General features: G+C 63.1%; 28 protein-coding genes. 8 read left to right on the top strand and 20 right to left on the bottom strand.

Translation table 11 applies throughout. The features are described 5' to 3' along the window. Positions 1–41: 41 nt before the first annotated feature. The 17 genes from tilS to rcdA all read right to left on the bottom strand — a co-directional run bounded on the left by tilS (position 42) and on the right by rcdA (position 12,963). Positions 42–1,475: a tRNA lysidine(34) synthetase TilS gene (tilS, locus tag NKH42_RS07045; protein ID WP_352504955.1), complete on the bottom strand. Its 1,434-nt coding sequence runs from the start codon at positions 1,473–1,475 to the stop codon at positions 42–44. 54 nt (positions 1,476–1,529) lie between these two features. Further along, positions 1,530–2,630: a tol-pal system protein YbgF gene (gene ybgF / locus NKH42_RS07040; protein WP_352504954.1), complete on the bottom strand. Its 1,101-nt coding sequence runs from the start codon at positions 2,628–2,630 to the stop codon at positions 1,530–1,532. 188 nt (positions 2,631–2,818) lie between these two features. Beyond that, on the bottom strand, positions 2,819–3,325 hold the full coding sequence (pal, locus tag NKH42_RS07035; protein WP_352504953.1) for a peptidoglycan-associated lipoprotein Pal: 507 nt from the start codon (positions 3,323–3,325) through the stop codon (positions 2,819–2,821). A gap of 229 nt (positions 3,326–3,554) precedes the next feature. After that, positions 3,555–3,911: a four helix bundle protein gene (locus tag NKH42_RS07030; RefSeq protein ID WP_352505151.1), complete on the bottom strand. Its 357-nt coding sequence runs from the start codon at positions 3,909–3,911 to the stop codon at positions 3,555–3,557. 96 nt (positions 3,912–4,007) lie between these two features. Beyond that, positions 4,008–5,279: a Tol-Pal system beta propeller repeat protein TolB gene (gene tolB / locus NKH42_RS07025; protein WP_502896067.1), complete on the bottom strand. Its 1,272-nt coding sequence runs from the start codon at positions 5,277–5,279 to the stop codon at positions 4,008–4,010. Between the two features lie 78 nt (positions 5,280–5,357). Further along, positions 5,358–6,515, bottom strand: coding sequence for a cell envelope integrity protein TolA (gene tolA / locus NKH42_RS07020; protein ID WP_352687204.1), 1,158 nt, complete (start codon positions 6,513–6,515; stop codon positions 5,358–5,360). Positions 6,516–6,522: 7 nt separating this feature from the next. After that, positions 6,523–6,981: a protein TolR gene (gene tolR, locus NKH42_RS07015; protein ID WP_352504951.1), complete on the bottom strand. Its 459-nt coding sequence runs from the start codon at positions 6,979–6,981 to the stop codon at positions 6,523–6,525. A gap of 9 nt (positions 6,982–6,990) precedes the next feature. After that, positions 6,991–7,701 carry a protein TolQ gene (gene tolQ, locus NKH42_RS07010; RefSeq protein ID WP_352489260.1) on the bottom strand — a complete coding sequence of 237 codons (711 nt, stop codon included), beginning with the start codon at positions 7,699–7,701 and terminating at the stop codon, positions 6,991–6,993. Between the two features lie 295 nt (positions 7,702–7,996). Further along, positions 7,997–8,467, bottom strand: coding sequence for a tol-pal system-associated acyl-CoA thioesterase (gene ybgC / locus NKH42_RS07005; protein WP_352504950.1), 471 nt, complete (start codon positions 8,465–8,467; stop codon positions 7,997–7,999). Positions 8,468–8,596: 129 nt separating this feature from the next. Beyond that, a complete protein-coding gene (gene ruvB / locus NKH42_RS07000; RefSeq protein WP_352504949.1) occupies positions 8,597–9,637 on the bottom strand; it encodes a Holliday junction branch migration DNA helicase RuvB in 1,041 nt (346 codons plus the stop codon). Beyond that, positions 9,634–10,038 carry a type II toxin-antitoxin system VapC family toxin gene (locus NKH42_RS06995; RefSeq protein ID WP_352687200.1) on the bottom strand — a complete coding sequence of 135 codons (405 nt, stop codon included), beginning with the start codon at positions 10,036–10,038 and terminating at the stop codon, positions 9,634–9,636. The genes ruvB and NKH42_RS06995 overlap by 4 nt, the downstream gene beginning before the upstream one ends. After that, positions 10,035–10,319 carry an AbrB/MazE/SpoVT family DNA-binding domain-containing protein gene (locus NKH42_RS06990; protein ID WP_352476100.1) on the bottom strand — a complete coding sequence of 95 codons (285 nt, stop codon included), beginning with the start codon at positions 10,317–10,319 and terminating at the stop codon, positions 10,035–10,037. Before NKH42_RS06990 ends, NKH42_RS06995 begins: the two co-directional genes overlap by 4 nt. Before the next feature lie 67 nt (positions 10,320–10,386). Then, positions 10,387–11,007, bottom strand: coding sequence for a Holliday junction branch migration protein RuvA (gene ruvA, locus NKH42_RS06985; RefSeq protein ID WP_352504947.1), 621 nt, complete (start codon positions 11,005–11,007; stop codon positions 10,387–10,389). 13 nt (positions 11,008–11,020) lie between these two features. Further along, on the bottom strand, positions 11,021–11,443 hold the full coding sequence (locus NKH42_RS06980) for a type II toxin-antitoxin system VapC family toxin (RefSeq protein ID WP_352504946.1): 423 nt from the start codon (positions 11,441–11,443) through the stop codon (positions 11,021–11,023). Beyond that, the gene (locus NKH42_RS06975) at positions 11,421–11,690 is read right to left on the bottom strand and encodes an AbrB/MazE/SpoVT family DNA-binding domain-containing protein (RefSeq protein WP_352504945.1); all 270 of its coding nucleotides are present in this window, start codon (positions 11,688–11,690) and stop codon (positions 11,421–11,423) included. Before NKH42_RS06975 ends, NKH42_RS06980 begins: the two co-directional genes overlap by 23 nt. Positions 11,691–11,746: 56 nt before the next feature. Then, a complete protein-coding gene (gene ruvC, locus NKH42_RS06970) occupies positions 11,747–12,259 on the bottom strand; it encodes a crossover junction endodeoxyribonuclease RuvC (protein WP_254816459.1) in 513 nt (170 codons plus the stop codon). Positions 12,260–12,435: 176 nt separating this feature from the next. Next, positions 12,436–12,963: a protease adaptor protein RcdA gene (rcdA, locus tag NKH42_RS06965; RefSeq protein ID WP_352504944.1), complete on the bottom strand. Its 528-nt coding sequence runs from the start codon at positions 12,961–12,963 to the stop codon at positions 12,436–12,438. A gap of 580 nt (positions 12,964–13,543) precedes the next feature. Between rcdA and NKH42_RS06960 the strand changes: the two genes are divergently transcribed. Continuing rightward, positions 13,544–14,095 carry a DUF2269 family protein gene (locus NKH42_RS06960; RefSeq protein ID WP_352476095.1) on the top strand — a complete coding sequence of 184 codons (552 nt, stop codon included), beginning with the start codon at positions 13,544–13,546 and terminating at the stop codon, positions 14,093–14,095. 40 nt (positions 14,096–14,135) lie between these two features. Here NKH42_RS06960 and NKH42_RS06955 read toward each other — a convergent pair whose 3' ends face one another. Continuing rightward, positions 14,136–14,906, bottom strand: coding sequence for a sulfite exporter TauE/SafE family protein (locus NKH42_RS06955; protein WP_352504943.1), 771 nt, complete (start codon positions 14,904–14,906; stop codon positions 14,136–14,138). Positions 14,907–15,000: 94 nt separating this feature from the next. Next, on the bottom strand, positions 15,001–15,450 hold the full coding sequence (locus NKH42_RS06950; protein WP_352504942.1) for an Lrp/AsnC family transcriptional regulator: 450 nt from the start codon (positions 15,448–15,450) through the stop codon (positions 15,001–15,003). 133 nt (positions 15,451–15,583) lie between these two features. On the opposite strand from NKH42_RS06950, the gene NKH42_RS06945 reads away from it, so the two are divergent. From NKH42_RS06945 to NKH42_RS06935, 3 genes are all read left to right on the top strand, one after another. Further along, complete coding sequence (locus NKH42_RS06945) at positions 15,584–16,468, top strand: DMT family transporter (protein WP_352504941.1); 885 nt, start codon at positions 15,584–15,586, stop codon at positions 16,466–16,468. A 105-nt stretch (positions 16,469–16,573) separates the two neighbouring features. After that, entirely contained in the window at positions 16,574–17,221 is a 648-nt protein-coding gene (locus NKH42_RS06940; RefSeq protein ID WP_352504940.1) for a thiamine phosphate synthase, read from the top strand. A gap of 1 nt (position 17,222) precedes the next feature. After that, on the top strand, positions 17,223–18,254 hold the full coding sequence (locus NKH42_RS06935) for a tetratricopeptide repeat protein (RefSeq protein WP_023678013.1): 1,032 nt from the start codon (positions 17,223–17,225) through the stop codon (positions 18,252–18,254). A 43-nt stretch (positions 18,255–18,297) separates the two neighbouring features. Here the strand turns inward: NKH42_RS06935 and NKH42_RS06930 are convergent, their stop codons facing one another. Further along, positions 18,298–19,314, bottom strand: a complete 1,017-nt coding sequence (locus tag NKH42_RS06930) for a zinc-dependent alcohol dehydrogenase family protein (protein ID WP_352504939.1) — start codon at positions 19,312–19,314, stop codon at positions 18,298–18,300. Between the two features lie 97 nt (positions 19,315–19,411). On the opposite strand from NKH42_RS06930, the gene NKH42_RS06925 reads away from it, so the two are divergent. The 4 genes from NKH42_RS06925 to trhA all read left to right on the top strand — a co-directional run bounded on the left by NKH42_RS06925 (position 19,412) and on the right by trhA (position 22,623). Further along, positions 19,412–20,284, top strand: coding sequence for a LysR family transcriptional regulator (locus NKH42_RS06925; RefSeq protein ID WP_352751226.1), 873 nt, complete (start codon positions 19,412–19,414; stop codon positions 20,282–20,284). Positions 20,285–20,423: 139 nt separating this feature from the next. Beyond that, positions 20,424–20,990, top strand: coding sequence for an elongation factor P (gene efp / locus NKH42_RS06920; RefSeq protein WP_254816449.1), 567 nt, complete (start codon positions 20,424–20,426; stop codon positions 20,988–20,990). A 25-nt stretch (positions 20,991–21,015) separates the two neighbouring features. After that, the gene (locus tag NKH42_RS06915; RefSeq protein WP_352504937.1) at positions 21,016–21,816 is read left to right on the top strand and encodes an inositol monophosphatase family protein; all 801 of its coding nucleotides are present in this window, start codon (positions 21,016–21,018) and stop codon (positions 21,814–21,816) included. Positions 21,817–21,915: 99 nt separating this feature from the next. Beyond that, positions 21,916–22,623 (top strand): PAQR family membrane homeostasis protein TrhA, encoded by a 708-nt coding sequence (gene trhA / locus NKH42_RS06910; RefSeq protein WP_352504936.1) that lies wholly within the window; start codon positions 21,916–21,918, stop codon positions 22,621–22,623. Positions 22,624–22,723 lie beyond the last annotated feature (100 nt).

Raw genomic sequence — 22,723 nt, 5'->3', positions numbered from 1 at the left:
GGAGAGCGTCTCCCCTTGCCAAGCATAACAGCAGGTCTCGGTTAAGCTTTCGCCCGTGGTAGGCCGGCACTGTGGCCGCCGAATGGCGAGGCTGGAACCGGCGCCGCGCCAAGCAAGGCGGCGACGGCATCGGCCGGCGCCAGATCGAAGGACGGCAGGAAACGGGCGAAGGGCGCGACTGCCGGATATGCGGCGACAGCCGCCGGCATCGGGCTTTCCCCGGGCAAACCCGGGCCTTCCCCAGGCAGACCAAGGCATTCGCCATCCCGCCATAACGCCGGCTCGGCGGCCAGGGCTGCGCGTACAAGGCTTGCCGGCGTGCCATGCCCGGCAATTGCCCGCTTTGCGGCAAGAGCCGCCCCGAGCGGGGCTACCAACAGCGGCGCGATCAACAATGCACTTGAACTGTCGCCCAATGTGATCCGTCTGCGGCCGTCCCAAAGGGCATTGTCGGAAACCTCGACAGCGGGCGGCAGATCGCGCAATTCGCGATGCAAAAAGATACCGGTACGCCGGGCATCGATCACGGTCCGCGACAATGTGGCACAAAGCGCCCCGGTGCGGAGCCGGCCGAAAAGGGCTCCGCTGCGGGCCTGGTCGGGAAGGAAGGCTGTGCCGCCGGTCGCCGCCAGCAGAATGCGCAGCGCATAAATAGCCGCCCCGCTGTCGCTTTCAGTCGCAAAATCCCGGTCGAGGCGGACGAGGCCGGCGGCTGGCCTGGAGGCCAAGCTGCGGATCAGCATGGCCGCGCGGCGTCCCAATTGCTCACGCTCGGCCGCCACCTTTCTGGCCAACGCTATCGCTTCGGCCACGCGAGGCGCACTATCGCGTTCGGCAAGTGCTGCGCGGACGCGCGGCCGCTCGAAAGCGGTGTCGGCATTGGTCGGATCTTCGATCCAGGCAACCTGTTCACGCCGCAGGAATTCGCGCAGTGCCCCACGCCTTACGCCGAGCAGTGGCCGCACGATCCAGTGCCGCCACTCGTAGAGGGTTGCCGGCGCCATGCCGGCAAGGCCCCGCCCTTCGTCGCGCGGCCTCTCCTCACCTGGCCCGTCGTCACGTGCTTGCCGCATCAGCACCGTCTCGGCCTGGTCGTCGGCGGTGTGGCCGGTCAGGATCAGGCCGATGTCTTCCGCGTCGGCGGCCTCGGCGAGCAGCCGGTATCGGGCTTCGCGCGCGGCGGCGGGCAGGCCGGTCGATGGTTTGTGCCCCGACCAGGCGAGGATGCGATGGGCAATGCCGCGCGCCGCGCACAGCCTGGCCACGGCTTGCGCTTCCGCTGCCGCTTGCGGCCGCAATTGGTGATCGATCGTCACCGCCAGCAATTTCGTTGCCGGGGCGTTACGGTCGAGATGGGCTTTGAGGAGGAGGAGGAGGGCGGTCGAGTCGCTGCCGCCGGACACGGCCGCAACAGCGCCGTTGGAAAAGTCGATCCGCGAAAAATCCGAAAGGTCAGGCCCGGTGTCGAGCGTCATGCATGTCGCCCAAGCGTGGGCCCGGTTTTGCGGCAGCGACACGCAACGGAAAAACTAGCACGCCGCGAGTGCCCTTTCCTGCTTGACCCGCTCCTTGAGCGCGCCGGAAATATCAGGGTAGCGCTTGCCGATCTCGCTGAAAGTGGCACAGGCCACGTCGCGCTGCTTCAGCCCGACCAGTGAAACGCCGAGCTTCAGCAGCATGTCGGGCGCCTTCTTGGCCTTGGGATAGTCCTTGCTGGCAGCGAGGAAAATCTCGGCCGCATCGCGGTATTTCTGCTGGCCGAGCAGCGATTCACCAAGCCAGTAATGCGCATCCGCCGCTTTGGCGTCCCGGGGAAAACGGGCGATGTGATCGCGGAAACCCTGTTCGGCGGTGCTGTAGTCGCCCGACAGGATGAACTGGTAAGAGTTGCGGTAAAGCTCCTCCGGGTCGTTGGTCGATGGGAGTGCCGCGACCACCGTGTCGTCGGATTTACCGGCCTTGTTGCCGGCCGCGCTGGCGCCGTTGGCTGGGGCCGTATTCTGCGACGGCGCGTTCGCCTGCGCATTGCCATCGGCTTCGACGACATTGCCGTTTTTGTCGACGGTGATGGTGCCGAACGTCTTAGGCGGCGCGCCGGGGATCAGCTTGCCGGGATCGCCGTTGGGCGATTCGATGATGACGTCTTCGACGCTTTTGCCGCCGTCTGCTGCCTTGCCCGCGTCGGCCGGAGCCTGCGTTGCCGGGACCTCCGCCACGTTACCGTCGCTGCTGGGCGCGGCCTCGGACTTCTTCTGTCCGGCCGGCTGCTGCGCGCCTTGCGGACCGCCTTCCAACTGCTGGAAACGGAATTCGTTGTCTTCCTGCTGCTTGCGGATCTGCTCCTGCATCTGCAGAACCTGGAAATTGAGTTCCTCGATCTTGCCGTTCATCTGCCGGAGCTGTTCCTCCAGCGCCGGAGTGCCGGTGCCATCCTGTTGTGCGAATTGAACCTGATCCGGCTTTTTCCTTTCGCCGAAAATGGCGGGCAGTTTGATCGTCGGCAGATGGAAGGAAAAACCGCTTTCCGATGACTGCTCGGTGGCGTTTGCCCCGATACCGTCAGCAAGTGCCGCGATACTTGATACGAGCAGCAGCGCAAGCGTGCCGCTCAAGACCGATCTGAAATGCATGTGCCTCTCGCCGTGAAACCATTGTTGCGCGCCTCTCACTCGAAGTAGACCAGCCAACTGGGGACTGGCCAGACGCTCTCGGCTCTTAACAGGACGTGAGACTTCGGCCAAATTTTGTTTGGAGCGAGCAGATACGAAAAAGGCGGCCCTGCGGCCGCCTTTCGCACTAAGTGTTGCATTTTTGCCGATCAGGAGCCGGCGCCGCTCAGGGTGGTCACGGCGCGGCGGTTCTGCGACCAGCAGGAGATGTCGTCGCAAACCGCGACCGGACGCTCCTTGCCGTAGGAAATGGTCTTCAGGCGCTGCGCCGAAACACCCTTGGCGACCAGGAAGTCGCGGGTGGCGGCAGCACGGCGGGCGCCGAGCGCCAGATTGTATTCGCGCGTGCCGCGCTCGTCGGCATGGCCTTCGATGACGATGGCATACTGCTTGTACTGGTTCAGCCACTGCGCCTGGCGCGACAGCGTCGTCTGCGCATCGGCGCGGATCGAGGAAGAATCGGTATCGAAGAAGATGCGGTCGCCGATATTGACGGTAAAGTCCTGGGCCGACCCGGGCGTTGCCGCGCCGGCGCCGTTGAGGCCGAGATCGGCGGCGCTGTTCGGCGTCTTCTTCGAGGCGCAACCGGTGATCGCGAGCATCGCGACAAGCGCGATCATGACCGGGTTTGTGGTAAGTGCTGCGATACGGCCCATGCCGCCTCTCCTTCGCAATTCGAGTGATTTCATTGATCGTCCAGTAACCACGTTTGGGTTAACCGACGCTCAAGAAACACGGTTAAAATTTGGTTTCGGCTGCCGTCCGCAACCGTTCTGCCGAGGGCTACTCAAGGGCGACAATGAGCGCGGACCGTAGGCGGAAATGCGGCCAAAACATGAAAAGAGGGAATTGAGGAGTTGAGGAATTGAGGAATTGAGGAAGAGATCACCTCAGCTTCTCTCTGAGATTGACCAGCATTCCATAGACGCGGGCATAGGATTGCAACCAATCGTCGCGTTGCGCCTGTGTGATGTACTCGAGGTCGAACGCATACGAAATCCAGGTCTCCACTTCACTGCACGATCCTATGGCCATCGAAGTGAACCGTGCGAATTCGGGCTTGGAGTGGGTCTGTTTGGCAAAGCCTTCGGCCAAATTGGCGCAGATCGCCTTGCTGGAACGACGTAGTTGATCGGCGAGCGCGTATTGCTCCATTTTCGGAAAGGCAAGCGTGGCTCTGTGTACCCCAAGGGAAACCGCATAGGCACGCTTATAGACTTCTAAATCCCTCGCGTGCTCGATGTGACCTCTGCCTTCTCCATTCTTCAGTTCTTCAACTCTTCAGTTCTTCAACTCGTCAGTTCGTCAGTTCTTCAATTCCTCAATTCCTCTTCCCGCCTATTCCAGCAGCGGCGACCAGGCCGGATCCGAGGCGAAGTTCGCCGTCGGGATCGGCTGTTCGTTGCGGCCGGTGAGATCGACCGAAACAAGTTTTGGTCCGCCATTGGAATCACGGAAGAACATCAGCACCCGGCCGTTGGGTGCCCAGGTCGGCCCTTCCTGCTGAAAGCCGGTAGACAGGATGCGCTCACCCGAACCGTCGGTGCGCATGACGCCGATCTGGAATTCGCCGCCGGTCTGCTTGGTGAAGGCGATGAGATCGCCGCGCGGCGACCATACCGGCGTCGAATAGACGCCGTCGCCGAACGAGATGCGGGTCTGGCCCGAGCCGTCGGCGCCCATCACATAGATCTGCGCGCGGCCGCCGCGATCCGAGGTGAACACCACCTTGCTGCCGTCAGGCGAGTAGGACGGTGAGGTGTCGATGGCGGTCGAGTTGGTAAGCCTGGTCGTCGAGCGGCTTCTCAGGTCCATGGCGAAGATGTTGGAATTGCCGTCATCGCGCAGCAGGCTCATGATCACCTTCTGGCCGTCGGGCGAAAAGCGCGGCGCAAACGTCATGCCGGGGAAATTGCCGACCAGCTCGCGCTGCCCCGTCTCGATCTGCAGCAGGTACACCCGCGGCTGACCGCTTTCATAGGACATGTAGGTGATTTCCTGCCGGTTCGGCGAGAAGCGCGGCGTCAGCACGATCGATTTGCCGTTCGAGAGATAGCGGACGTTGGCCCCGTCCTGGTCCATGATGGCAAGCCGCTTCTTGCGCGCATTCTTGGCACCGGACTCGTCGATGAAGACAACGCGCGTGTCGAAATAGCCCTTCTCGCCGGTCAGCCGCTCGTAGATCGCATCGGCGATGATATGGGCGACGCGCCTGGTATTGGCGTCGTTGGCGAAGAACTGCTCGCCCGACATCTGCTGGCCGGCAAACGTGTCCCACAACCGGTACTGGGCGCGAATGCGGCCGTCAGCCTCCTTGCCGACACTGCCGGTGACCAGCGCCTGCGCATTGATCACCTTCCAGTCTTCGAAGCGCGGCGTGGCATCCGGGCTCGAGATCTTTTCAATGAAAGCGCTTTTGTCGATCGGCGCGAACAGGCCGGAGCGTTTCAGGTCGGCACTGACGATGCCGGAAATCTCGGCGCCGAGCGCATCGCCGCCCTGGAAGTCCGTGATGGCGATCGGCAACGGCTCGACATTGCCCTTATTGACGTTGAGCTCAACGAGCGCCCGCGCCGGCAGGGTGACGGCAACGGTCATACCCAGCGCCATCGCTGCGATCGTCAGGAGCGGCTTGAGGATGGATTTCATGTCTTCTCGCTTCTTTCGCTGATTCTGTGAGCGCCGGGCCTAAAGGCCGAGCATCTCCCTAGGGTCAAAAGTGACCCGAACGTCGGACCAGATGTCTTGCTTGCCCGCCGGAACCTGCAGGCCGGCCATGTCGCATTTCTGAACCGCGCGCACTGCACTTTCGTCAAACGGGCGGTTTCCGCTCGATTTTTCGACAGTAGGCCGGCCATCCAGCTTGCCGGAGGCGTCCAGGTTGAACTGGATCACAGCCACGAAATTCTCCGAACCCTCGAGCCCTACCGGCAGGGTCCAGCAATTACTAAGCTGGGCCTCCAATGCCCCCTGCTCCGATTTCGAAAGCTTCTGGCCCTGATCCTTGTCGCCGCCGAGCGATGCTTGCTGGGTCGAGCGCTTGGCGCCGCCGCCGGACGGCTTCCGCTTGTCGAGCAGAGCCGAAATCTCGTCGGCGTTGAACTGCTTGTCTTCAGATTTCGGCCTGGACGAGGCTTCCTTGACCGGCTTGTCGGCATCCTTGCGCTCGGGCGCCTTGGCGCTTTCGGCCTGGGCCGGCTGCGGCTTCGGCCGAGCCTCGGGTGCTGGCGCCGAGTCCGGAAGCTGCGCCTCCTCGGTCGGCGGTTGCTTGGCAATCGCCTCGGCGACGGCATCCGGCTTGACCTCGGGCTGCGGATCGATCGCGGCGGTCTTGTCCTGCGGTGGCGTGGGCGTCGGCTCCGTGGCCGGCGTCGGCTTGGGCTCGGTCTGCTTGACCGGCTCGGGCTTGACCTCTTCCTTCGGCTGCGGCACCGGCGCGACCTCCGTAGCGGGAATAGGCTTCGGCTCTTCCTTCGGCTTCGGCACGTCCTCGGGTTTGGGCTTTTCGACCGGCGTCGGCGCGGGTGGCGGAGCCGCCGTCATGTCGACTGGCTGGGGCTTGGGCTCAGGTGTCGGCGGCTTGTCGGTATCGACGCTGTTATCGCCGACTTTCTGGGCATCGGGAACGATGTCGGGACGCTGTGTCGGCAGCGGCGCCGGCTTGTCATGCATCACAGACTTCTTGTCGCCTTGCAGGACCTGTGCCGTCGCTTCCATCGGCACGATCTCGACCGACACCGATTCCGCATCGGACGCAGGCATCGCGGGCGGCGAGGACAAGGTGAACAGCCCGAAGGCAATCGCCACCGTATGCAAGATCACCGATGTGGTGAGGCCGGTCCTCATCTTGCGTCTACTGATCCTGTTCCTGCAGTGAAACCAGGCCGATATTCTTGTAGCCGGCAGCCGAGATGCGGGCCATCACCTTCATGGCCGTGCCGTAATCCGTCGCCTTGTCACCCCTGATGAAAATGCGCTCGTCATAGCCCGTCTTCGAGATCGCCTGCAGCTTCGCCACCAGCTCCTCGACAGGGATCTCGGTTTCCTGGAGGTAAATCTGACCGGCCGGGTTGATGGACACGGTTATAGGCTGCGTATCGGCGTTCATCGCCTTGGCCTGCGTATCCGGCAGGTCGATCGGCACGCCGACCGTCAGCAAGGGTGCTGCGACCATGAAGATGATCAGCAGCACCAGCATCACGTCGACCATCGGCGTGACGTTGATCTCCGATATCAAGGCGTGATGGCGGCCGCGCCGCCTGTGGCCGCGCCCGCCGCGTCCTCCGCCACCTGCGCTTACGGACATTCCCATGATCGTTCCTCAGGCCTTCTGCGCGACTTTTTCATCGATTTGGCGCGAGAGTATGGCGGAGAACTCATCCGCAAACCCTTCCATGCGCACCGCGATCTTGCTCGCGTCCGACGACAGCTTGTTGTAGGCGATGACGGCCGGGATGGCGGCGAGCAGGCCGATGGCTGTCGCCAGCAGCGCTTCGGCGATGCCGGGCGCGACCACCGACAGGCTGGTGTTCTTCGAGGCGGCGATCGCCTGGAACGAGGTCATGATGCCGATCACGGTGCCGAACAGGCCGATGAAGGGCGCCGCCGAGCCGGTGGTGGCGAGAAACCCGAGCCGCCCTTCCAGCTTTTCCATTTCGCGGGTCAACGCCAGATCCATCGCCTTGTCGATGCGGGTCTGCAGGCCGAGCGGCGATTTCGCGCCCTTCTCGAAGCTTTTCTTCCATTCGCGCATGGCGGCGACGAAGATCGCGCTCATGCCGGTCGTCTTGCGGTCGGCGAGCGTGCGGTAAAGCTCTTCCAGCGATTGTCCCGACCAGAACACCTGCTCGAAGCGGTTGAGCGCCAGCCGCATGCGGGCATAGGCGACGAGCTTGTCGACGATGATCGCCCAGGTCCAGATCGAGGCGCAGAGCAAGCCGATCATGACCAGCTTGACCACCCAACCGGCCTGCATGAACAAGGCCCAAATCGATAAATGCGCGCCCGGGTCGGCGAGAGCGATGTTTTCCATGTTACGTCCTTAAAGATTTTCCGGGCGTGGCTGGCGGCTGGCCCATGGGCATCCCTTGTGGTCCGTTCGCGTTAAGCTTGCGGAATAACCCCAAATGCACCGTTGGCGGCCTTTTCGGGGCAAATATTGGTGAAAGGAAGGCGCTTGGATTCTCCCAATCTTAACCAATCCCTTCATGGACCGTTATGGTTAAGGATGGGTTATGACGTACAGCGCGGCGCATTGCCGCGCCCCGACGAGCCGCCCGGCGATCCTCGCCTCGATCAGGAGTTCCGGATCGTCCGCCTCTGAGACCTTATTTGCGCGTTCTGGGCATGAAGGCTGCGATCCAGTCCTTGGGAAAGCGCCGCGGCCGCCCGTTCTCGCCGACAATCGCCGCTTCGACACGCGCCTCGACCAGCACTTGGCTGCCGCGCTTCAACTGTTGCGCCATGACGATGCGGGCGCCGGAAATCTCGTCGGTGCGCGTATCGATGGTCAGGATGTCGTCCATGCGGGCCGAACCGCGGAAGTCGATCTCCATGCGCCGCACCACCCAGACTATTCTCTCGCCATGCCTGCCGTCGGCAAGCTCGGTGTGGTGGACGCCGGCCAGCCGCAGATAGTCGGAACGGCCGCGCTCGAAGAATTCGAGATAGCGCGCGTGGTAGACGACGCCGGAAAAATCGGTGTCTGCATAATAGACCCGCGCCATCAATCGATGGCCGAATTCCGTCAGCGCTCCGGAAAGCCCGGCGGACAACGCCGATTCACCATGATCGTCCATTGCGCTGTCCTTTTGGTCCCGACGAGCATCTGTTTTGACACCACCTGTTTTGCGCATAGACCGGCGATGATCAAGACCTGGAGGGCTGGGCCGGGGAACTGGCAGCAGCAAAGCCATAAGTAGCGGAACTTAGGGCTCTTCCTGGAACAGGCTGATCTGCTGCTGCGCCAGGTCCTTCGGCGCGTCGAGGCCGAGATGCCGCCAGGCATTGGCCGCCAGCACGCGGCCGCGCGGGGTACGCATGATGAAGCCTTGCTGGATCAGAAAGGGTTCGATGATGTCCTCGATGGCATCGCGTGGCTCGGAAAGCCCGGCAGCGATGGTCTCGATGCCGACCGGCCCGCCGCCGAAATTCCGGGCGATCATCGACAGATAACGGCGGTCGAGCGCGTCGAGGCCGAGCCCGTCGACCTGCAGCCGCGTCAGCGCCTCGTCGGCGACTTTGCGGTCGACATGACCGTCGCCGGCAACGCTGGCGAAGTCGCGCACCCGGCGCAACAGCCGCCCGGCGATGCGCGGCGTGCCGCGCGCCCGCCGGGCGATCTCCAAGGCACCGTCGTCGCCGAGCGGCATGGCAAGGATGCGGGCGCCGCGCCGCACGATCTGCTCGAGTTCCTCGACCGAGTAAAAATTGAGCCGGACCGGAATGCCGAAACGGTCGCGCAGCGGGTTGGTCAACAGGCCGAGCCGGGTGGTGGCGGCGACTAGCGTGAAGCGAGCCAGGTCGATCTTGACCGAGCGCGCCGCCGGCCCCTCGCCGATGATCAGGTCGAGCTGGAAATCCTCCATCGCCGGATAGAGGATTTCCTCGACCGCCGGGTTGAGCCGGTGGATCTCGTCGATGAACAGCACGTCGCGGTCTTCGAGATTGGTGAGCAACGCCGCCAGATCGCCGGCCTTGGCGATGACCGGACCCGAGGTCGAGCGGAAATTGACGCCGAGCTCGCGCGCCATGATCTGCGCCAGCGTCGTCTTGCCGAGGCCGGGCGGGCCGACGAACAGCACATGGTCGAGCGCTTCGCTGCGGCCCTTGGCGGCCTCGATGAAGACTTTGAGATTGGCCCGCACCGCAGCCTGGCCGACGAAGTCGCCGAGCGTCTGCGGCCGCAAGGTCTGCTCGGCGTCCTCGCCGCGTCTGTCGGGAGCAATTAGGCGTGGCGAAAGGCTCATGCGAGCAGTTCCATACCGGGAATGGCCTTGGCAGCGCGCTGATCGAAGGTGACCGTGTGCGAGCAACCTAATTTTCGATTGTGTTCCGCAATCAACGCGTCGGCAAAGTCGACCTGCACTGAATTCGATCGCTCGAGCGCGATGACGATGGCATCGAAGTCTTCGAACTCCAGCGTCTTGATCTTGAGCAGCCTCTGGATTGCGGCCAATACTTGTTCCTTTGGCTGCCTGTAGCGCGAAGCCAACGACCAGCTGAATTCGACCAGCACCATCAAACTCACGAAGCCGGGCATTTTCACACTAAGGCCGCTGCCGAACGCAAGCGCCTTTGCCCGCTGCTCCGGATCATCATTGAGCACCATGCGAAGCAGAACGTTGGTATCGATGCCGATCGACGTCAAGCGGGACCCTCTTGTCCGTCATTTGATCTATCCCCGACAACATGCCGGCCGACTGCATCCCGCACAGCGGCGTCGATTTCCTCCAGCGTAGCGGGACCGCCAGGCGGATCTCCCAAGAATCCGGCGAGGTCGGCAAATCCGAGGTTGCGCGGCGTTCCGATCAGGTAACCATCCATGACCGTCCAGGCGATCGTATCGCCCGTCTTGAGCGACAAGGCGTCGCGGACGTCCTTTGGAATCGTGAGCTGTCCCTTGGAGGTCAGACTGGCATATGCGCCCATATTCTTACTCCTGGAGAAAATTCTTACCGATCACATAGTAGTTGGAATTTCACTTTCCAGCAACGTCTCACCGTGCGAGCTCCTTCAGCCCGAAGCGGATCAGCTTCGATGCGTCCGCCTCCTCACCTGCCGCCTTCAGCGCCGCTGCGACTGCATTGGCGGCGGTGTCGCGCGAATAGCCGAGATTGACCAGCGCCGAGACGGCGTCGGTGATCGGCGCCGAGGCAACGCCCTCACCGAGCTCCTGCTTCAGGCCGATGGTGCCGGAGGCAGTGCCTGCATAGGCCGGCGCCTTGTTCTTCAACTCGGTGACGATGCGCTCGGCGACCTTCTTGCCGACGCCGGGCGCACGGCTGACCATGGCGATATCGCGCAGCGCAATCGCATTGGCGAGATCGGCCGGCGCCAGCGTCGACAGGATGGCCAGTGCCACTTTAGCGCCGACGCCTTGCACATTGTTCATCAACAGCCGGAACCACTCGCGCTCCAGCACCGACTGGAACCCATAGAGCCGCAGCATGTCCTCGCGCACATAGGTCTCGATGAACAGCACCACCGCCTCGCCCGGCTGCGGCAATGCCGCCAGCGTACGCGCCGAGCAATAGGCGACGTAGCCGACGCCATGCACGTCGACGATGCAGAAATCCTCGTCGATCTCGTCCAGCGTGCCTTTTAGCTTGCCGATCATTTGAGCGTGCCGATCATGCCGGGTGGGTTTCCGGAGAGATGATGTCGAGGTCCGGGAAGTAGCTGCGATAGCGCGCAGCATCGCGCGTCAGCAGGCGATGCCCGGCGACAACTGCATGGGCGCCGATAAAGAAATCCGGCAAGGTTCGTTCGCGAATGCCGCCGGCGCGGCGATAGCGCGAGTGCATGACACCGGCAAGGAAGGCTGCTTCCCACGGCACGAATTCACGCTCGATCTTGAGCATGTCGGCTGCCTGGCGAAGGGCCTGCTCCGTTGCAATCAGCGGCGCGAGCTCGGACCAGACGATTGTGTTGATGACAAGCGCGCCGTCGCGCCGGCATGCGGTAATTGCCGACGCAGACCACATTCTCTCCCGTCCGGCAGGACCCCAAACGTCGACCAAGACATTTGTGTCAATCAATGTCGAGGTCTTCACGCGGGCCCCTCAGCCATTTCATATATTCGTCCGTCGTCATGCCCCCCAAATCCAGCGTACCGGCCATACGGCCGAGCATCTGGCTGAATCTGCGCGAGGCTTCCTCCTCCGACATGTTTTCGTTGACCGCCATAACACGAGCGCCGTCCTCGGTGGGAACGAACTCCACCTCCGAACCTGGGCCGATACCCAGATGATCCCGGATCTCCTTCGGGATGGTCACTTGCCCCTTGGTGGTAACGCGCATGGTAATACCTCGTCGGTATTACTTATTGCCGGCCTGAGAACAAGTCAAGAACAAACTTATCCGACCAGCGCCGCCAGCCTGTAGGCGATGCTCTGCCGGTGGTGTGCGTGACAGATGGCGATGGCCAGCGCATCGGCGGCGTCGTCGCTGTCGAAAGTCGCCTTCGGCATCAGCACCTTGACCATCATGTGGATCTGCTTCTTGTCGCCATGGCCGACTCCGATCACCGCCTTCTTGACGGCGTTTGGCGCGTATTCGGCAACGACAAGGCCGGCACGCGCCGGCACCAGCATGGCGATGCCGCGTGCCTGGCCGAGTTTGAGCGTCGCTGCGGCGTCCTTGTTGACGAAAGTTTGCTCGACCGCCGCCTCGTGCGGCATCGCGGCATGCAGGACCTCGGCGAGCCCATCATGCAATTGGCAAAGACGCATCGCCAGGGCGGCCTTGTCGTCGGACCGCACCGTGCCGGAAGCGACGAAGCGCAGCGAATTACCGAGGCTTTCGACGATGCCCCAACCGGTGCGCCTCAGCCCCGGATCGATGCCGATGATGCGAATCGCTTCCCCCATCCGCCAACTTTACCCCTGGTAGACAGCGATGCCAGCGAAATGTGAACAAACCAGAAACGAGGGGTGGCTACGTCGCGCAGGCTGTTTGAGATTCGCTCTGACGAGGCAGATGGCGTGATTTTCGAGAACCGAGGCGGCCTTAGGTGTCCGTCGGAGTAGAATTATCAAACGGTCCCTCAGCCGCGGGCGAAAGCCGTGTTGAGCAGCGTGATCTGGTCGGACACCGGATTGAGGCGACGGCTCGACGGCGGCACCTCGGTGAGGCCGCCATAGATCTCCTCGTCCATGCGGCGCACCAGCGCCTGCAGGCGCAGCGAGCGGTTGACGAGGTCGGTGAAATCGTTCGGCAATTCGGCCCAGCCGGGCGCCTCCTCATGCGCCGAGGCGGTGTCGAGACGCACCTTGGATTTTTCTGAGGCCACCTGATCGCGGGTCATCTCGCCGGAATTCGCCGCCCGTTGCAAAAGCAGCCACGAGGCGACCTGCATCAGCCTGGTGGTCAGCCGCATCGATTCGGCCGCATAAAGCGTCGCCGCCGGCCTCGACAGCTTCTTGGCCTCGGCGCGGCCCTTGCCGTCGAGATACTCGGCCGCCTGCTCGACCAGGCCCATGCCTTCCTGATAGAGCGGCTTGAAGGATTGGGAGAAAACCCGGCGCTCCGCCAGCTTGATGGTTTTCGCGCCAGCCTTCGAAGGCTCGTTCATTGCCACGCCCCTGCACTTGCCTCACAGCCGGCCGATTCGGCTCTTGGTCTGCCACATCCGGCAGCCTAAACGACTGAAGCTTGAAAATGCGCTTCGCTGCCAGCGAAGGCAAGCACATGTTTAACAAACGGTTAACGGCCGCATTTAGCCGCTAGACGCCCATGCCGGCGCACAAAAAAAGAGCCGCGGATAAGGCGGCTCTCAGGAGTTTAACAGGGAGGCGTCAAACAAAGTGGCTCCAACCACTCGGTAAGAATCCAGATCACTGGATGGACATAGTAAACGCCTGTAAAGCTTAACGAAGCCTTAACGCAGCGCATATTTTTCGATCAAGGGCCCGGCATCTGTGCCGTAACAGCACAGCTGACCGGCCAGGGCGGCGTTCACACCACTGGCTGGAAGCGGGGGCGACCCGCTTGCGCCATGGTTCTTCCAGATCGTGACCGACATACCGAAACAAAGCGGCACTGCCCGCGACATCGTTCCGAAACAGGCGACGCGCTAAACGCCGCGCTCCTCGCAACGAGGCGGAGCAAACCTTGCGCTCCGGCAATCATGAAAATCTCTCAAGGAGCGAACAATGGATTGGTACTCGGTCGTTAAATTTCTGCACATCGTCTCGGCGATCCTCTGGGTCGGCGGCGGCTTCACGCTGATGCTGCTTGCGGTACGCGCCGACCGTGCCGGAAACGTCGAAGGCATGCTGCAGGCGATGCGCGCCACCGGCGAGCTCGGCAACCGGTTCTTCGCGCCGATGTCGATGCTGACATTGCTCTTCGGCCTCATCATGTGCGGCTTCTGGGTCGGCTTTTCCGATCTGTGGGTGCTGATCGGCCTTGCCGGTTATGCGACGACCTTCTGCATCGGCATGTTCGTCTTCAAGCCGACTGCCGACCGCATGGCAGGCATGATCGCCAAGGATGGCGTGACGCCGGCAGTGCTTGCCCAGGGCCAGCGCGTCCTCAATGCCGCGCGCTTCGACTATTCGGTGATGCTGGTGATCATCGCAGACATGGTGCTGAAGCCGACGCTGCACGACATCACCATTCTGGGCTGCATGGCGTTCGTGCTAGCAACCGGCGTTGCCCTGGCGCTTGGCAGGACGCGGCCGCTGCTGCCGAGTGCCGCCTGAGGTTTAAGGAATCCGACGGCGGCCGACTGGGGCCGCCGTCTTACAGGAGGCCGGCGATGCCGTCCCACAGAAGCTTAACCGCGACGACCGCCACGGTCGCATAGGTGAAGGGATAGAACAACTCCGGCCGCATCCGCCGCACCAGCCAGGCGCCGGCGATTGTCGACAGCGGCGCCAGCGGCATCAGCACCGCCGACGCGGTCAAATTGGTGGTGTCGAACTGGCCGAGCGCGAAATAGGGGATGAGCTTCAGCGCATTGGTGACGGCGAAGAAGATCGCCGCGGTGCCCGACAGCACCTTCGGATCGAGCCTGATCGGCAGCGCATAGACCTGAAAAGGCGGGCCGCCGACATGGGCGACGAAGCTGGTGAACCCGGCAACGGTACCCCAGAGGCCGGCGGCGACGCGGTTGGGCTCCGCCGCGTGGCCGGCACCGTGGCGGAGTTGCAAATAGAGCCAGCGCAGCACGAAGATCAGGGCAACCGCGCCGACGATCAGCCTTACCATCTCTTCGGTGACCAAGGCCGCCGTCAGCCAGCCAAGGGCAATGCCGATCACGGCGCCCGGCATCATGTCGGCCAGCATCTTGCGGTCGAAGATGCCCCACCATGTCCACACCGAGACAATGTCCATCAGGCACAGAATTGGCAGAAGGATAGCGGCAGCCTGAACCGGCGGCATCGTCAGCGCCATCAATGGCACGCCGACAAAGCCGACGGCGCCGCCGAAGCCGCCTTTCGACAGGCCGACGAGGATGACGGCCGGAATGGCCGCGGCATAGAACCAGGGATCGACGAGCAGGCCTGACATGAGGGAAAGGAGGCTGGAGGGAAGTGATCTCTGGAATAGACCAGAAATGGCCAGACCGCGACCGCAAATATGTGGGCCACGCCACCGAAACCCGTCACATGTTTGGCATGTCGAGCGGCGGCGGGCGTCTCCGGATCGGCTGCGCCTTGATGATCGCGGTGCTGGTTTCGGCCTTGTCGGCGATGCGGTCGAGAATCCCATCGAGCTCGCCGATCGAGCGGACGAACAGCCGCGCAACGAAGCAGTCATCGCCCGTCACCTTGTCGCATTCGCCGAATTCGGGGATTTCCTCGATCAGCTTCTGGACGATGTGCAGCTTGCCCGGCAATGGCCGGACGCGAACGATCGCCTGCAAGGCGTAGCCGAGCGCCTGCGGATCGATGTCGATGGTGAACGCGCGGATGACGCCGCGATCCTCTAGCCGTCGAAGCCGCTCCGAAACGCTTGGCGACGACAACCCGACCTGCAGCGCCAGTTCCTTCAGCGAGGTCCGTGAATCTTTGACCAGGATATCGAGGAGCTTTCTATCGAGCTCGTCCAGCATTTTACAATTCCAGGAAAAGAGCGATGTTTACCTAATTTAATGAGGCTCGTCCTGCATATCACCGGCTACAAGTCATGGAAAGACCCGATCCGCTGTGGGATTATAAAATCTCAACAAAGGTTCGGGAGCATCCATGGACAACACGGTACGCGGCACGATCGAAATGACGGCGGCGATGGCGATCCTCGGCACGATCGGCTGGTTCGTCGTCCTTTCCGGCCAGCCCATCATGGACGTGGTGTTCTGGCGCTGTGCTTTCGGGGCGGTAACGCTGCTGATTATCTGCGCGGCGCTGGGACTGCTGCGCGGCAGGCTGTCGCTTCGCATTGTAGCCATCGCGGCTCTCGGCGGTGCTGCCATCGTTATCAACTGGCTGCTGCTGTTCAGCGCGTTTTCGCGTGCCTCGATCTCGATCGCCACGGCTGTCTACAACACGCAGCCCTTCATGCTGGTGGGTTTTGGCGCGCTCTTCTTCTCTGAACGGCTGACGATGACCAAGCTGACCTGGCTCGGCATTGCCTTCGCCGGCATGCTGCTGATCGTGCAGGCCGCGCCCGATGCAGGCGATCATGGTACGGATTACTTTGCCGGCATTGCGATGGCGCTGGCCGCGGCTTTCTTCTGGGCCGTTGCGGCTATCGTCACCAAGAAACTCAAAGGCACGCCGCCGCACCTGATCGCCTTGATCCAGGTCTGTGTCGGCGTCGTCATGCTGGCACCCTTCGCCAATCTCACCCACCTTCCCGCCGACGCGCGGAGCTGGGGCATGCTGGCGACGCTCGGCATCGTCCATACCGGCCTGATGTACATCCTCATGTACGGCGCCATCCAGAAGCTGCCGACGCATCTGCAGGGATCGCTGTCCTTCATCTATCCCGTCGTCGCCATCCTCGTCGACGTGGTCGCTTTCGGTCATCGTCTGCAGCCGGCGCAGATCGTCGGCGCCGCCGCCATCCTGGTCGCCGCCGCCGGCATGAACCTCGGCTGGTCGCTGTGGAAATCGAAAGTGCCAGCCTAGAGCCCGCAAGCGACCCCCTGCCGCCTGTTCAACTCCCGCACTTTGCTCTATGCCGCAATGCAACCATCTTCGCCCGGCATAGGCGATAACCGGGACCGAACACCAATGAATGACGCAACGCCGCCCAACCGCTGCCGTATCGTGCTGATCGCGCCGCCAAACGTGCCGGCCGAGCGCATCGCCGCGGCCTTCGACGGCGGTGACGTCGCCTCGCTTATCCTGCCGGAAAACGGTATGGACGAGGCCGCCTTCCAGGCCTTTGCCGAGCAGATCGTGCCGGTGGCGCAAGCGGCCGGCATTGCCGTCATCATTGCCGGCGACACCCGCATCGCCGGCCGCGTCCAGGCCGACGGCATTCATGTCGAGGTCGGCAAGGACGAGCTCGCCGAAACGATCGAACATTTCCAGGCCAGGATGATGGTCGGCACCGGCGGCGCCAAGACCCGCGATGATGCGCTGGAACTCGGCGAGCTCAGGCCTGATTACATCTTCTTCGGCCGCTTCGGTTACGACAACAAGCCGGAGCCGCACCCGCGCAACCTGTCGCTGGGGCAATGGTGGGCGGACGTGATCCAGATCCCTTGCATCGTCATGGCCGGATCCGATCTTGCCTCGGTGGAAGCGGTCGCCGCCACCGGTGCCGAATTCGTTGCGCTGTCCAGCGCCGTCTTCGCCGACGGCGCCGATCCGAAGACGGCGGTTGCCGCCGCCAACGCGCTGCTCGACGAAACCGCGCCGCGCTTCGAGGACTGACGTGCTCTCGCGGAAAATCCTTTTCAGCGCCTTTCTTGCAACGGCCGTGACGCAGGCGATAGCGGCGGAACCCGTTCCGCTACCGCAGCCCAGGCCGGATTCCAGCGAACCTGCCGATAAGCCGATCGCCGCACAATTGCCGCAGCCCGCCACGACCGCCCCGTTGCCGTCGGCCGATACCATCAACCCCGACCGCTTCGGCGCAAAGCCGTCCGACGCCGCCTACGGCGCCTTTCAGCGCGGGCTCTACAAGACGGCCTACAATCTTGCGCTGTCCCGTGCTCAAAACGGCGATCCGGCGGCACAGACGCTGGTGGCCGAGATACTGTCGCGCGGCCTCGGCGTGCCGGTCGACGCGGCTGGGGCGGCGAAGTGGTATGCGCTTGCCGCCGAGCAGGGCGTGCCGGAATCGCAATTCCAGTATGCGCTGATGCTGCTCGACGGCCGCTACGTCAAAAAGGACGAAAAGGAAGCCTATGCGCTGATGCAGGCCGCCGCCGAGGCCGGCAACCGCCTGGCGCAGTTCAATTTTGCGCAGCTGATGGTCGAGCAGGAGCCCGGCGATGCCGGTATTGCCAAAGCCGTATCCTATTACGAGCGCGCTGCCGCGACCGGGCTTGCCGACGCACAATATGCGATGGCACAGGTCTACGCCAACGGCGCCGGCGGCAAGCCGCGCGACGATGTCCGCGCCCGCGGCCTGCTGGCACAGGCCGCGCGGCAGAACTATGACACCGCACAGATCGATCTCGCCACCTGGATGATCGAGGGGCGCGGCGGCGCACGCGACCTGAAATCCGGCTTCAACTGGATGAAGCAGGCCGCAGAAGGCGGCAATGTCGCTGCCCAGAACCGTCTCGCCAAGCTCTACATGAACGGCATCGGCACCGATCCGGATCTGATCCTAGCCGGCGCCTGGTATGTTGTCGCCCGCCGCGCCGGGCTCATCGACCAAGAAATGGACGATTTCCTGCAGGGCCTGACCGACGAGCAGACACAGCAGGCGCTGCAACGGGCCAACCGCCTGCCCTGATCGCGATCTCGCGACTCATCGCACCCGGGCTCGTCAGGCGGGCTCACTGCGTATGATCGAGCACGACCTTGCCGAAGGGCGAGCCGTGTTCAAGGTACCGAAAGGCTTCGGCGGCCTGGCTCCACGGCACAACCCGGTCGATCACCGGTCTCAACCGGTTGACGACAATGGCGCGGTTCATCGCCTCGAAGGATTCGCGTGAGCCCACCGGTATGCCTCGCGCCCGGACCTGCCGGCGGAAGATGTCGAGCGGGTTGATGGCGCCGTCACTGCCGCCGAGATAGCCGATGACGTTGATCTGGGCGCCGCGCGCCGCTGCCCTCAGGGATTGTGCAAAACTCTGCGGTCCGCCAACCTCGATGATATGGTCGGCGCCGCGGCCATCGGTCAATCCCAGCACGGCCGATGCCCAATCGGGGATGCTGCGATAGTTCACGCCATCCTGCGCGCCAAGTTGCTTTGCCCGCGCAAGCTTCTCGTCGCTGCTCGACGTCACGATGACGCGCGCCCCGGCAGCGGCCGCGAACTGCACCGCAAACAGCGAAACGCCGCCGGTGCCGAGGCAAAGCACGGTGTCGCCGGGTTTGACGCTGCCCTCCGTAAACAGCGCGTGCCATGCCGTCACGCCGGCGCATGGCAGCGTCGCTGCTTCGAGGTCGCTCAGATTGGCCGGCGCCAGCACCGCCGCCTGTTCGTCGAGCCGGGCAAATTCGCTGAGCAGCCCGTCGATTGGGCCGCCGCGTTGGTAGGAGGGCTCAGCCATCGCGAAACTGCCACCGACCCAGCGTTGCCAGAAGGTGCCGCAGACCCGGTCGCCGATCTTGAACCGGCTGACCTCGGCGCCGATGGCAACGACTTCGCCGACGCCGTCCGACAGCGGCACCAGCGGCAATGCAAACTTCGTGTGATAGCTGCCGCGGACGATCTCGGCATCGCGGTAGTTCAGCGCCGTGGCCTTGACTTTCACAATCATCTCCTGACGCCCTGGTCCAGGCATCGGCCGCTCGACCATTTTGAGGTTCTCGAAGCCGCCCGGGCTCCGCAATTCGATCGCTTTCATCGTCGTCCCTTTCCGGCTGGGTCCTGCCGGAGGAAAATCGCTTGCAACCCATCGGATTTCAAATTCATAATGTTCAGAATAATTATGCTTCTATGACATGTTCTGGTGTATCGTGCTTGAAGAATTGAAAACACTGGCCCTCTTTGCCGAGGAGGGTTCGATTCAGAAGGTGGCTCGACGCCTGCCATTGACGCAGCCGGCCGTCACCCGCCAGATCCAGCGGCTGGAGGAAATGCTCGGCACGGAATTGCTCGACCGCCGGCTGAAACCGTCGCGACTGACCCCGGCCGGCGTAGAAGTGCTGGCACGCGGCAAGGACATTCTCGCCGCGGTCGACGCGCTGAGATCATTCGCCAAGGGCGACGAACCGGAGGGCCTGCTGCGGCTCGGCCTCGCGCATGGACTTTGCGACAAAGCTGTGGCCGCCGCTATCGCTGATGCCGTGGCGCGGTTTCCGAAGGTCTCGCTGCGGCTGAAGAGCGGCTGGAGTCTTGAGCTGGCCGACCAGCACAAGCGCGGACAGCTCGACCTCGCCTTCATCCTGGACGGCAGCAATTCCAAAGCCGGCGACGGTGTTGTCGGAACCGAGCCCCTCGGCATCATCGCTGCCGAAAACACCGGCCGGCAAGCTGGCGTCAAGACCATGCCCTGGGTCCTCAGCCCTGAACCTTGCGACGCGCGCCGGCGGCTGGCGGCTGCCCTTGCCGAGGGCGGCCACAGGTTGATCGTCGGCGCCGAGATTCAGGACAGCGTGCTGCAGATCGACTGGGTTCGTCGAGGCCAAGGCCTTGGCCTGCTGCCCAGGCGGCTGCTGCGGGAAAAGCTGCCGCAGGGTATTACCCTGGTCGACGCTCCCGGCCTCGAGCTGTCGCTGCGAATTGTCGTCCTACGTTCGCCGCACCTGCATCTTTTGAGAAAGGTTGCCGACGCGGTGACCGAGGCGGTCACCGCAACCGTCGGGACGGACTGAGGCTGCCGCGCCGCGTTGCCGGGCCAGCTTCGTTCCCGCTTCACCTGAAAGGCGCTCCTTGCCTCTGCTGGCGATTTGTGGTCTTGGAGGCGCCAAATTGCCCTTTGCGGCGATCATCTCATTTCCGGATCACCTCACCATGGCCAAGATCAATGGCAACGAAATCCGTCCCGGCAATGTCATCGAGCATGATGGCGGCCTTTGGGTGGCGGTCAGGACCAACACCGTCAAGCCCGGCAAGGGCGGCGCCTACAACCAGGTCGAGCTCAAGAACCTGATCAACGGCACCAAGCTCAACGAGCGCTTCCGTTCGGCCGAAACGGTCGAGCAGATCCGGCTCGATCTAAAGGATTTTTCTTTCCTCTACGAACAGGGCGACGCGCTGGTGTTCATGGACACCGAAAGCTATGAGCAGCTCGAACTGCAAAAGGAGTTCGTCGGCGATCGCGCCGCCTTCCTGCAGGACGGCATGATGGTCACGGTCCAGCTCTATGACGAAAGGCCGATCGGCATTTCGCTGCCCGACTATGTCACGTTGACCATCACCGAGGCCGACCCGGTGGTGAAGGGCCAGACGGCAGCCTCGTCCTACAAGCCGGCGATACTCGAAAACGGCATCCGCGTGCTGGTGCCGCCGTTCATCGGCTCGGGCGAGCGCATCATCGTCGATACCAACGAAATCACTTACGTGCGCCGCGCCGACTAAAGCGCGGGCAGCAGGAAGAAACACAATGGCGCGTTCCGCGATCCTCAATGTCATGGTCCAGGCCGCAATGAAGGCCGGCCGCTCCCTGTCGCGTGACTTCGGCGAAGTGCAGAACCTGCAGGTCTCGATGAAGGGGCCAGGCGACTATGTCAGCCAGGCCGACCGCAAGGCCGAAGACATCGTCTTTGCCGAACTGTCGAAGGCGCGGCCCGGCTACGCCTTCCTGATGGAGGAACGCGGCGTGATCGAGGGCGACGACGGCCAGCACCGCTGGATCGTCGACCCGCTCGACGGCACCACCAATTTCCTGCACGGCATTCCGCTCTTTGCCGTTTCAATCGCGCTGGAGCGCCAGGGCCAGATCGTCGCCGGGGTCGTCTACAATCCGGCGATGGATGAGCTCTATACCGCCGAGCGCGGCGGCGGCGCTTTCATGAACGACCGCCGGCTGCGCGTCGCCGGCCGTACCAAGCTGGTCGATGCGGTGATCGGCTGCGGCATGCCGCATCTCGGGCGTGGCCAGCACGGCAATTTCCTCATCGAGTTGCGCAATGTCATGGCCGAGGTTTCTGGCGTCCGCCGTCTCGGCTCCGCCTCGCTCGATCTCGCCTACGTCGCCGCCGGCCGCATGGACGGGTTCTGGGAAACCGGCCTGTCGGCCTGGGATGTCGCCGCCGGCATCTTGCTGATCCGCGAGGCGGGCGGTTTCGTCTCCGATTTCGCCGGGGGACAGGACGTGCTGAACGCCGGTTCGCTGGTTGCCGGCAACGAACTCATCCAGCGCGCGCTGTTGAAGACCATAAAAAGGCCACTCTCAGCCAGCTGATAGAGGCGCGCCGCGCTGAAGCGCCGCAGTCGCAAAACCGCAACCAAAGCTTGAAATACTCGCCCGCGGCCGCCCAGATAAGGCGACGCAGGATCATCGATGACGAACAGCCGGCCCAAATCCCAGAGCGAATTCTCCCAGCTCGACATTCCCTTCATGGGGCGCTGGCATTACTCGCGCGCCGAGATCATCGCCGACGGTATTGTCCACGCCGTGGGCATCGTGCTGGCGATCGCTGCGGGCTCGACGCTGCTGGCACTGGCCGCCTATCGAACCGGCCCCGGCGAATATGTCGCCGCCGCATTCTATGTGGTCTCGCTGCTCACCGTGCTGTCGATTTCGCTGGCCTACAATGTCTGGCCGGTGTCGTCGCCGGCAAAATGGATATTGCGGCGCTTCGACCATGCCGCGATCTACCTGTTGATCGCTGCCACCTACACGCCTTTCCTGGCCCAGCTCGGCGGCTCGCCGCTGGCCGTTTCGACGATCCTCCTGGTCTGGACCGCCGCGGCGGTCGGCATCGCCATCAAGGTCTTTCTTCCCGGCCGTTTCGATCGGCTGGCGATCGTCTTCTATCTAGCCATCGGCTGGAGCGGTCTCGTTCTGGTGGAGCCGCTCGTGCGGACGCTGCCGGCGACATCGATCGCGCTCATCGTTGCCGGCGGCATCGTCTACTCCTGCGGCGTGATCTTCTTCGCCTGGAAGGGCCTGCGCTTCCACAATGCGCTGTGGCATGGCTTTGTCGTCACCGGCGCCGGCCTGCATCTGGCCGCCATGGTCGACTGCCTGGTCATCAACCGGCTTTGACCTCCGGTCGCGGACAGTGGCAATATTGCCAAGCGCCATTCAATTTCGTCACAATTCCGTTTAGAGTCGCAAACACAAATTGATCGGCGGCGACGGCATC

The sequence above is a fragment of the Mesorhizobium sp. M1142 genome, assembly GCF_040318565.1.
In the GTDB taxonomy this organism is placed as follows: Bacteria; Pseudomonadota; Alphaproteobacteria; order Rhizobiales; family Rhizobiaceae; genus Mesorhizobium.
The sequence above is the reverse complement of the archived record's forward strand: the minus strand, read 5'-3'. Positions and strand labels throughout refer to the sequence as shown.

What these genes read in the sequence shown, in the direction of transcription:
- tilS (WP_352504955.1), bottom strand. Translation starts at nt 1,475, where the DNA reads ATGACGCTCGACACCGGGCCTGACCTTTCGGATTTTTCGCGGATCGAC.
- ybgF (WP_352504954.1), bottom strand. Translation starts at nt 2,630, where the DNA reads ATGCATTTCAGATCGGTCTTGAGCGGCACGCTTGCGCTGCTGCTCGTA.
- pal (WP_352504953.1), bottom strand. Translation starts at nt 3,325, where the DNA reads ATGGGCCGTATCGCAGCACTTACCACAAACCCGGTCATGATCGCGCTT.
- tolB (WP_502896067.1), bottom strand. Translation starts at nt 5,279, where the DNA reads ATGGCGCTGGGTATGACCGTTGCCGTCACCCTGCCGGCGCGGGCGCTC.
- tolA (WP_352687204.1), bottom strand. Translation starts at nt 6,515, where the DNA reads ATGAGGACCGGCCTCACCACATCGGTGATCTTGCATACGGTGGCGATT.
- tolR (WP_352504951.1), bottom strand. Translation starts at nt 6,981, where the DNA reads ATGGGAATGTCCGTAAGCGCAGGTGGCGGAGGACGCGGCGGGCGCGGC.
- tolQ (WP_352489260.1), bottom strand. Translation starts at nt 7,701, where the DNA reads ATGGAAAACATCGCTCTCGCCGACCCGGGCGCGCATTTATCGATTTGG.
- ybgC (WP_352504950.1), bottom strand. Translation starts at nt 8,467, where the DNA reads ATGGACGATCATGGTGAATCGGCGTTGTCCGCCGGGCTTTCCGGAGCG.
- ruvB (WP_352504949.1), bottom strand. Translation starts at nt 9,637, where the DNA reads ATGAGCCTTTCGCCACGCCTAATTGCTCCCGACAGACGCGGCGAGGAC.
- NKH42_RS06990 (WP_352476100.1), bottom strand. Translation starts at nt 10,319, where the DNA reads ATGGGCGCATATGCCAGTCTGACCTCCAAGGGACAGCTCACGATTCCA.
- ruvA (WP_352504947.1), bottom strand. Translation starts at nt 11,007, where the DNA reads ATGATCGGCAAGCTAAAAGGCACGCTGGACGAGATCGACGAGGATTTC.
- NKH42_RS06975 (WP_352504945.1), bottom strand. Translation starts at nt 11,690, where the DNA reads ATGCGCGTTACCACCAAGGGGCAAGTGACCATCCCGAAGGAGATCCGG.
- ruvC (WP_254816459.1), bottom strand. Translation starts at nt 12,259, where the DNA reads ATGGGGGAAGCGATTCGCATCATCGGCATCGATCCGGGGCTGAGGCGC.
- rcdA (WP_352504944.1), bottom strand. Translation starts at nt 12,963, where the DNA reads ATGAACGAGCCTTCGAAGGCTGGCGCGAAAACCATCAAGCTGGCGGAG.
- NKH42_RS06960 (WP_352476095.1), top strand. Translation starts at nt 13,544, where the DNA reads ATGGATTGGTACTCGGTCGTTAAATTTCTGCACATCGTCTCGGCGATC.
- NKH42_RS06955 (WP_352504943.1), bottom strand. Translation starts at nt 14,906, where the DNA reads ATGTCAGGCCTGCTCGTCGATCCCTGGTTCTATGCCGCGGCCATTCCG.
- NKH42_RS06950 (WP_352504942.1), bottom strand. Translation starts at nt 15,450, where the DNA reads ATGCTGGACGAGCTCGATAGAAAGCTCCTCGATATCCTGGTCAAAGAT.
- NKH42_RS06945 (WP_352504941.1), top strand. Translation starts at nt 15,584, where the DNA reads ATGGACAACACGGTACGCGGCACGATCGAAATGACGGCGGCGATGGCG.
- NKH42_RS06940 (WP_352504940.1), top strand. Translation starts at nt 16,574, where the DNA reads ATGAATGACGCAACGCCGCCCAACCGCTGCCGTATCGTGCTGATCGCG.
- NKH42_RS06930 (WP_352504939.1), bottom strand. Translation starts at nt 19,314, where the DNA reads ATGAAAGCGATCGAATTGCGGAGCCCGGGCGGCTTCGAGAACCTCAAA.
- NKH42_RS06925 (WP_352751226.1), top strand. Translation starts at nt 19,412, where the DNA reads ATGTTCTGGTGTATCGTGCTTGAAGAATTGAAAACACTGGCCCTCTTT.
- efp (WP_254816449.1), top strand. Translation starts at nt 20,424, where the DNA reads ATGGCCAAGATCAATGGCAACGAAATCCGTCCCGGCAATGTCATCGAG.
- NKH42_RS06915 (WP_352504937.1), top strand. Translation starts at nt 21,016, where the DNA reads ATGGCGCGTTCCGCGATCCTCAATGTCATGGTCCAGGCCGCAATGAAG.
- trhA (WP_352504936.1), top strand. Translation starts at nt 21,916, where the DNA reads ATGACGAACAGCCGGCCCAAATCCCAGAGCGAATTCTCCCAGCTCGAC.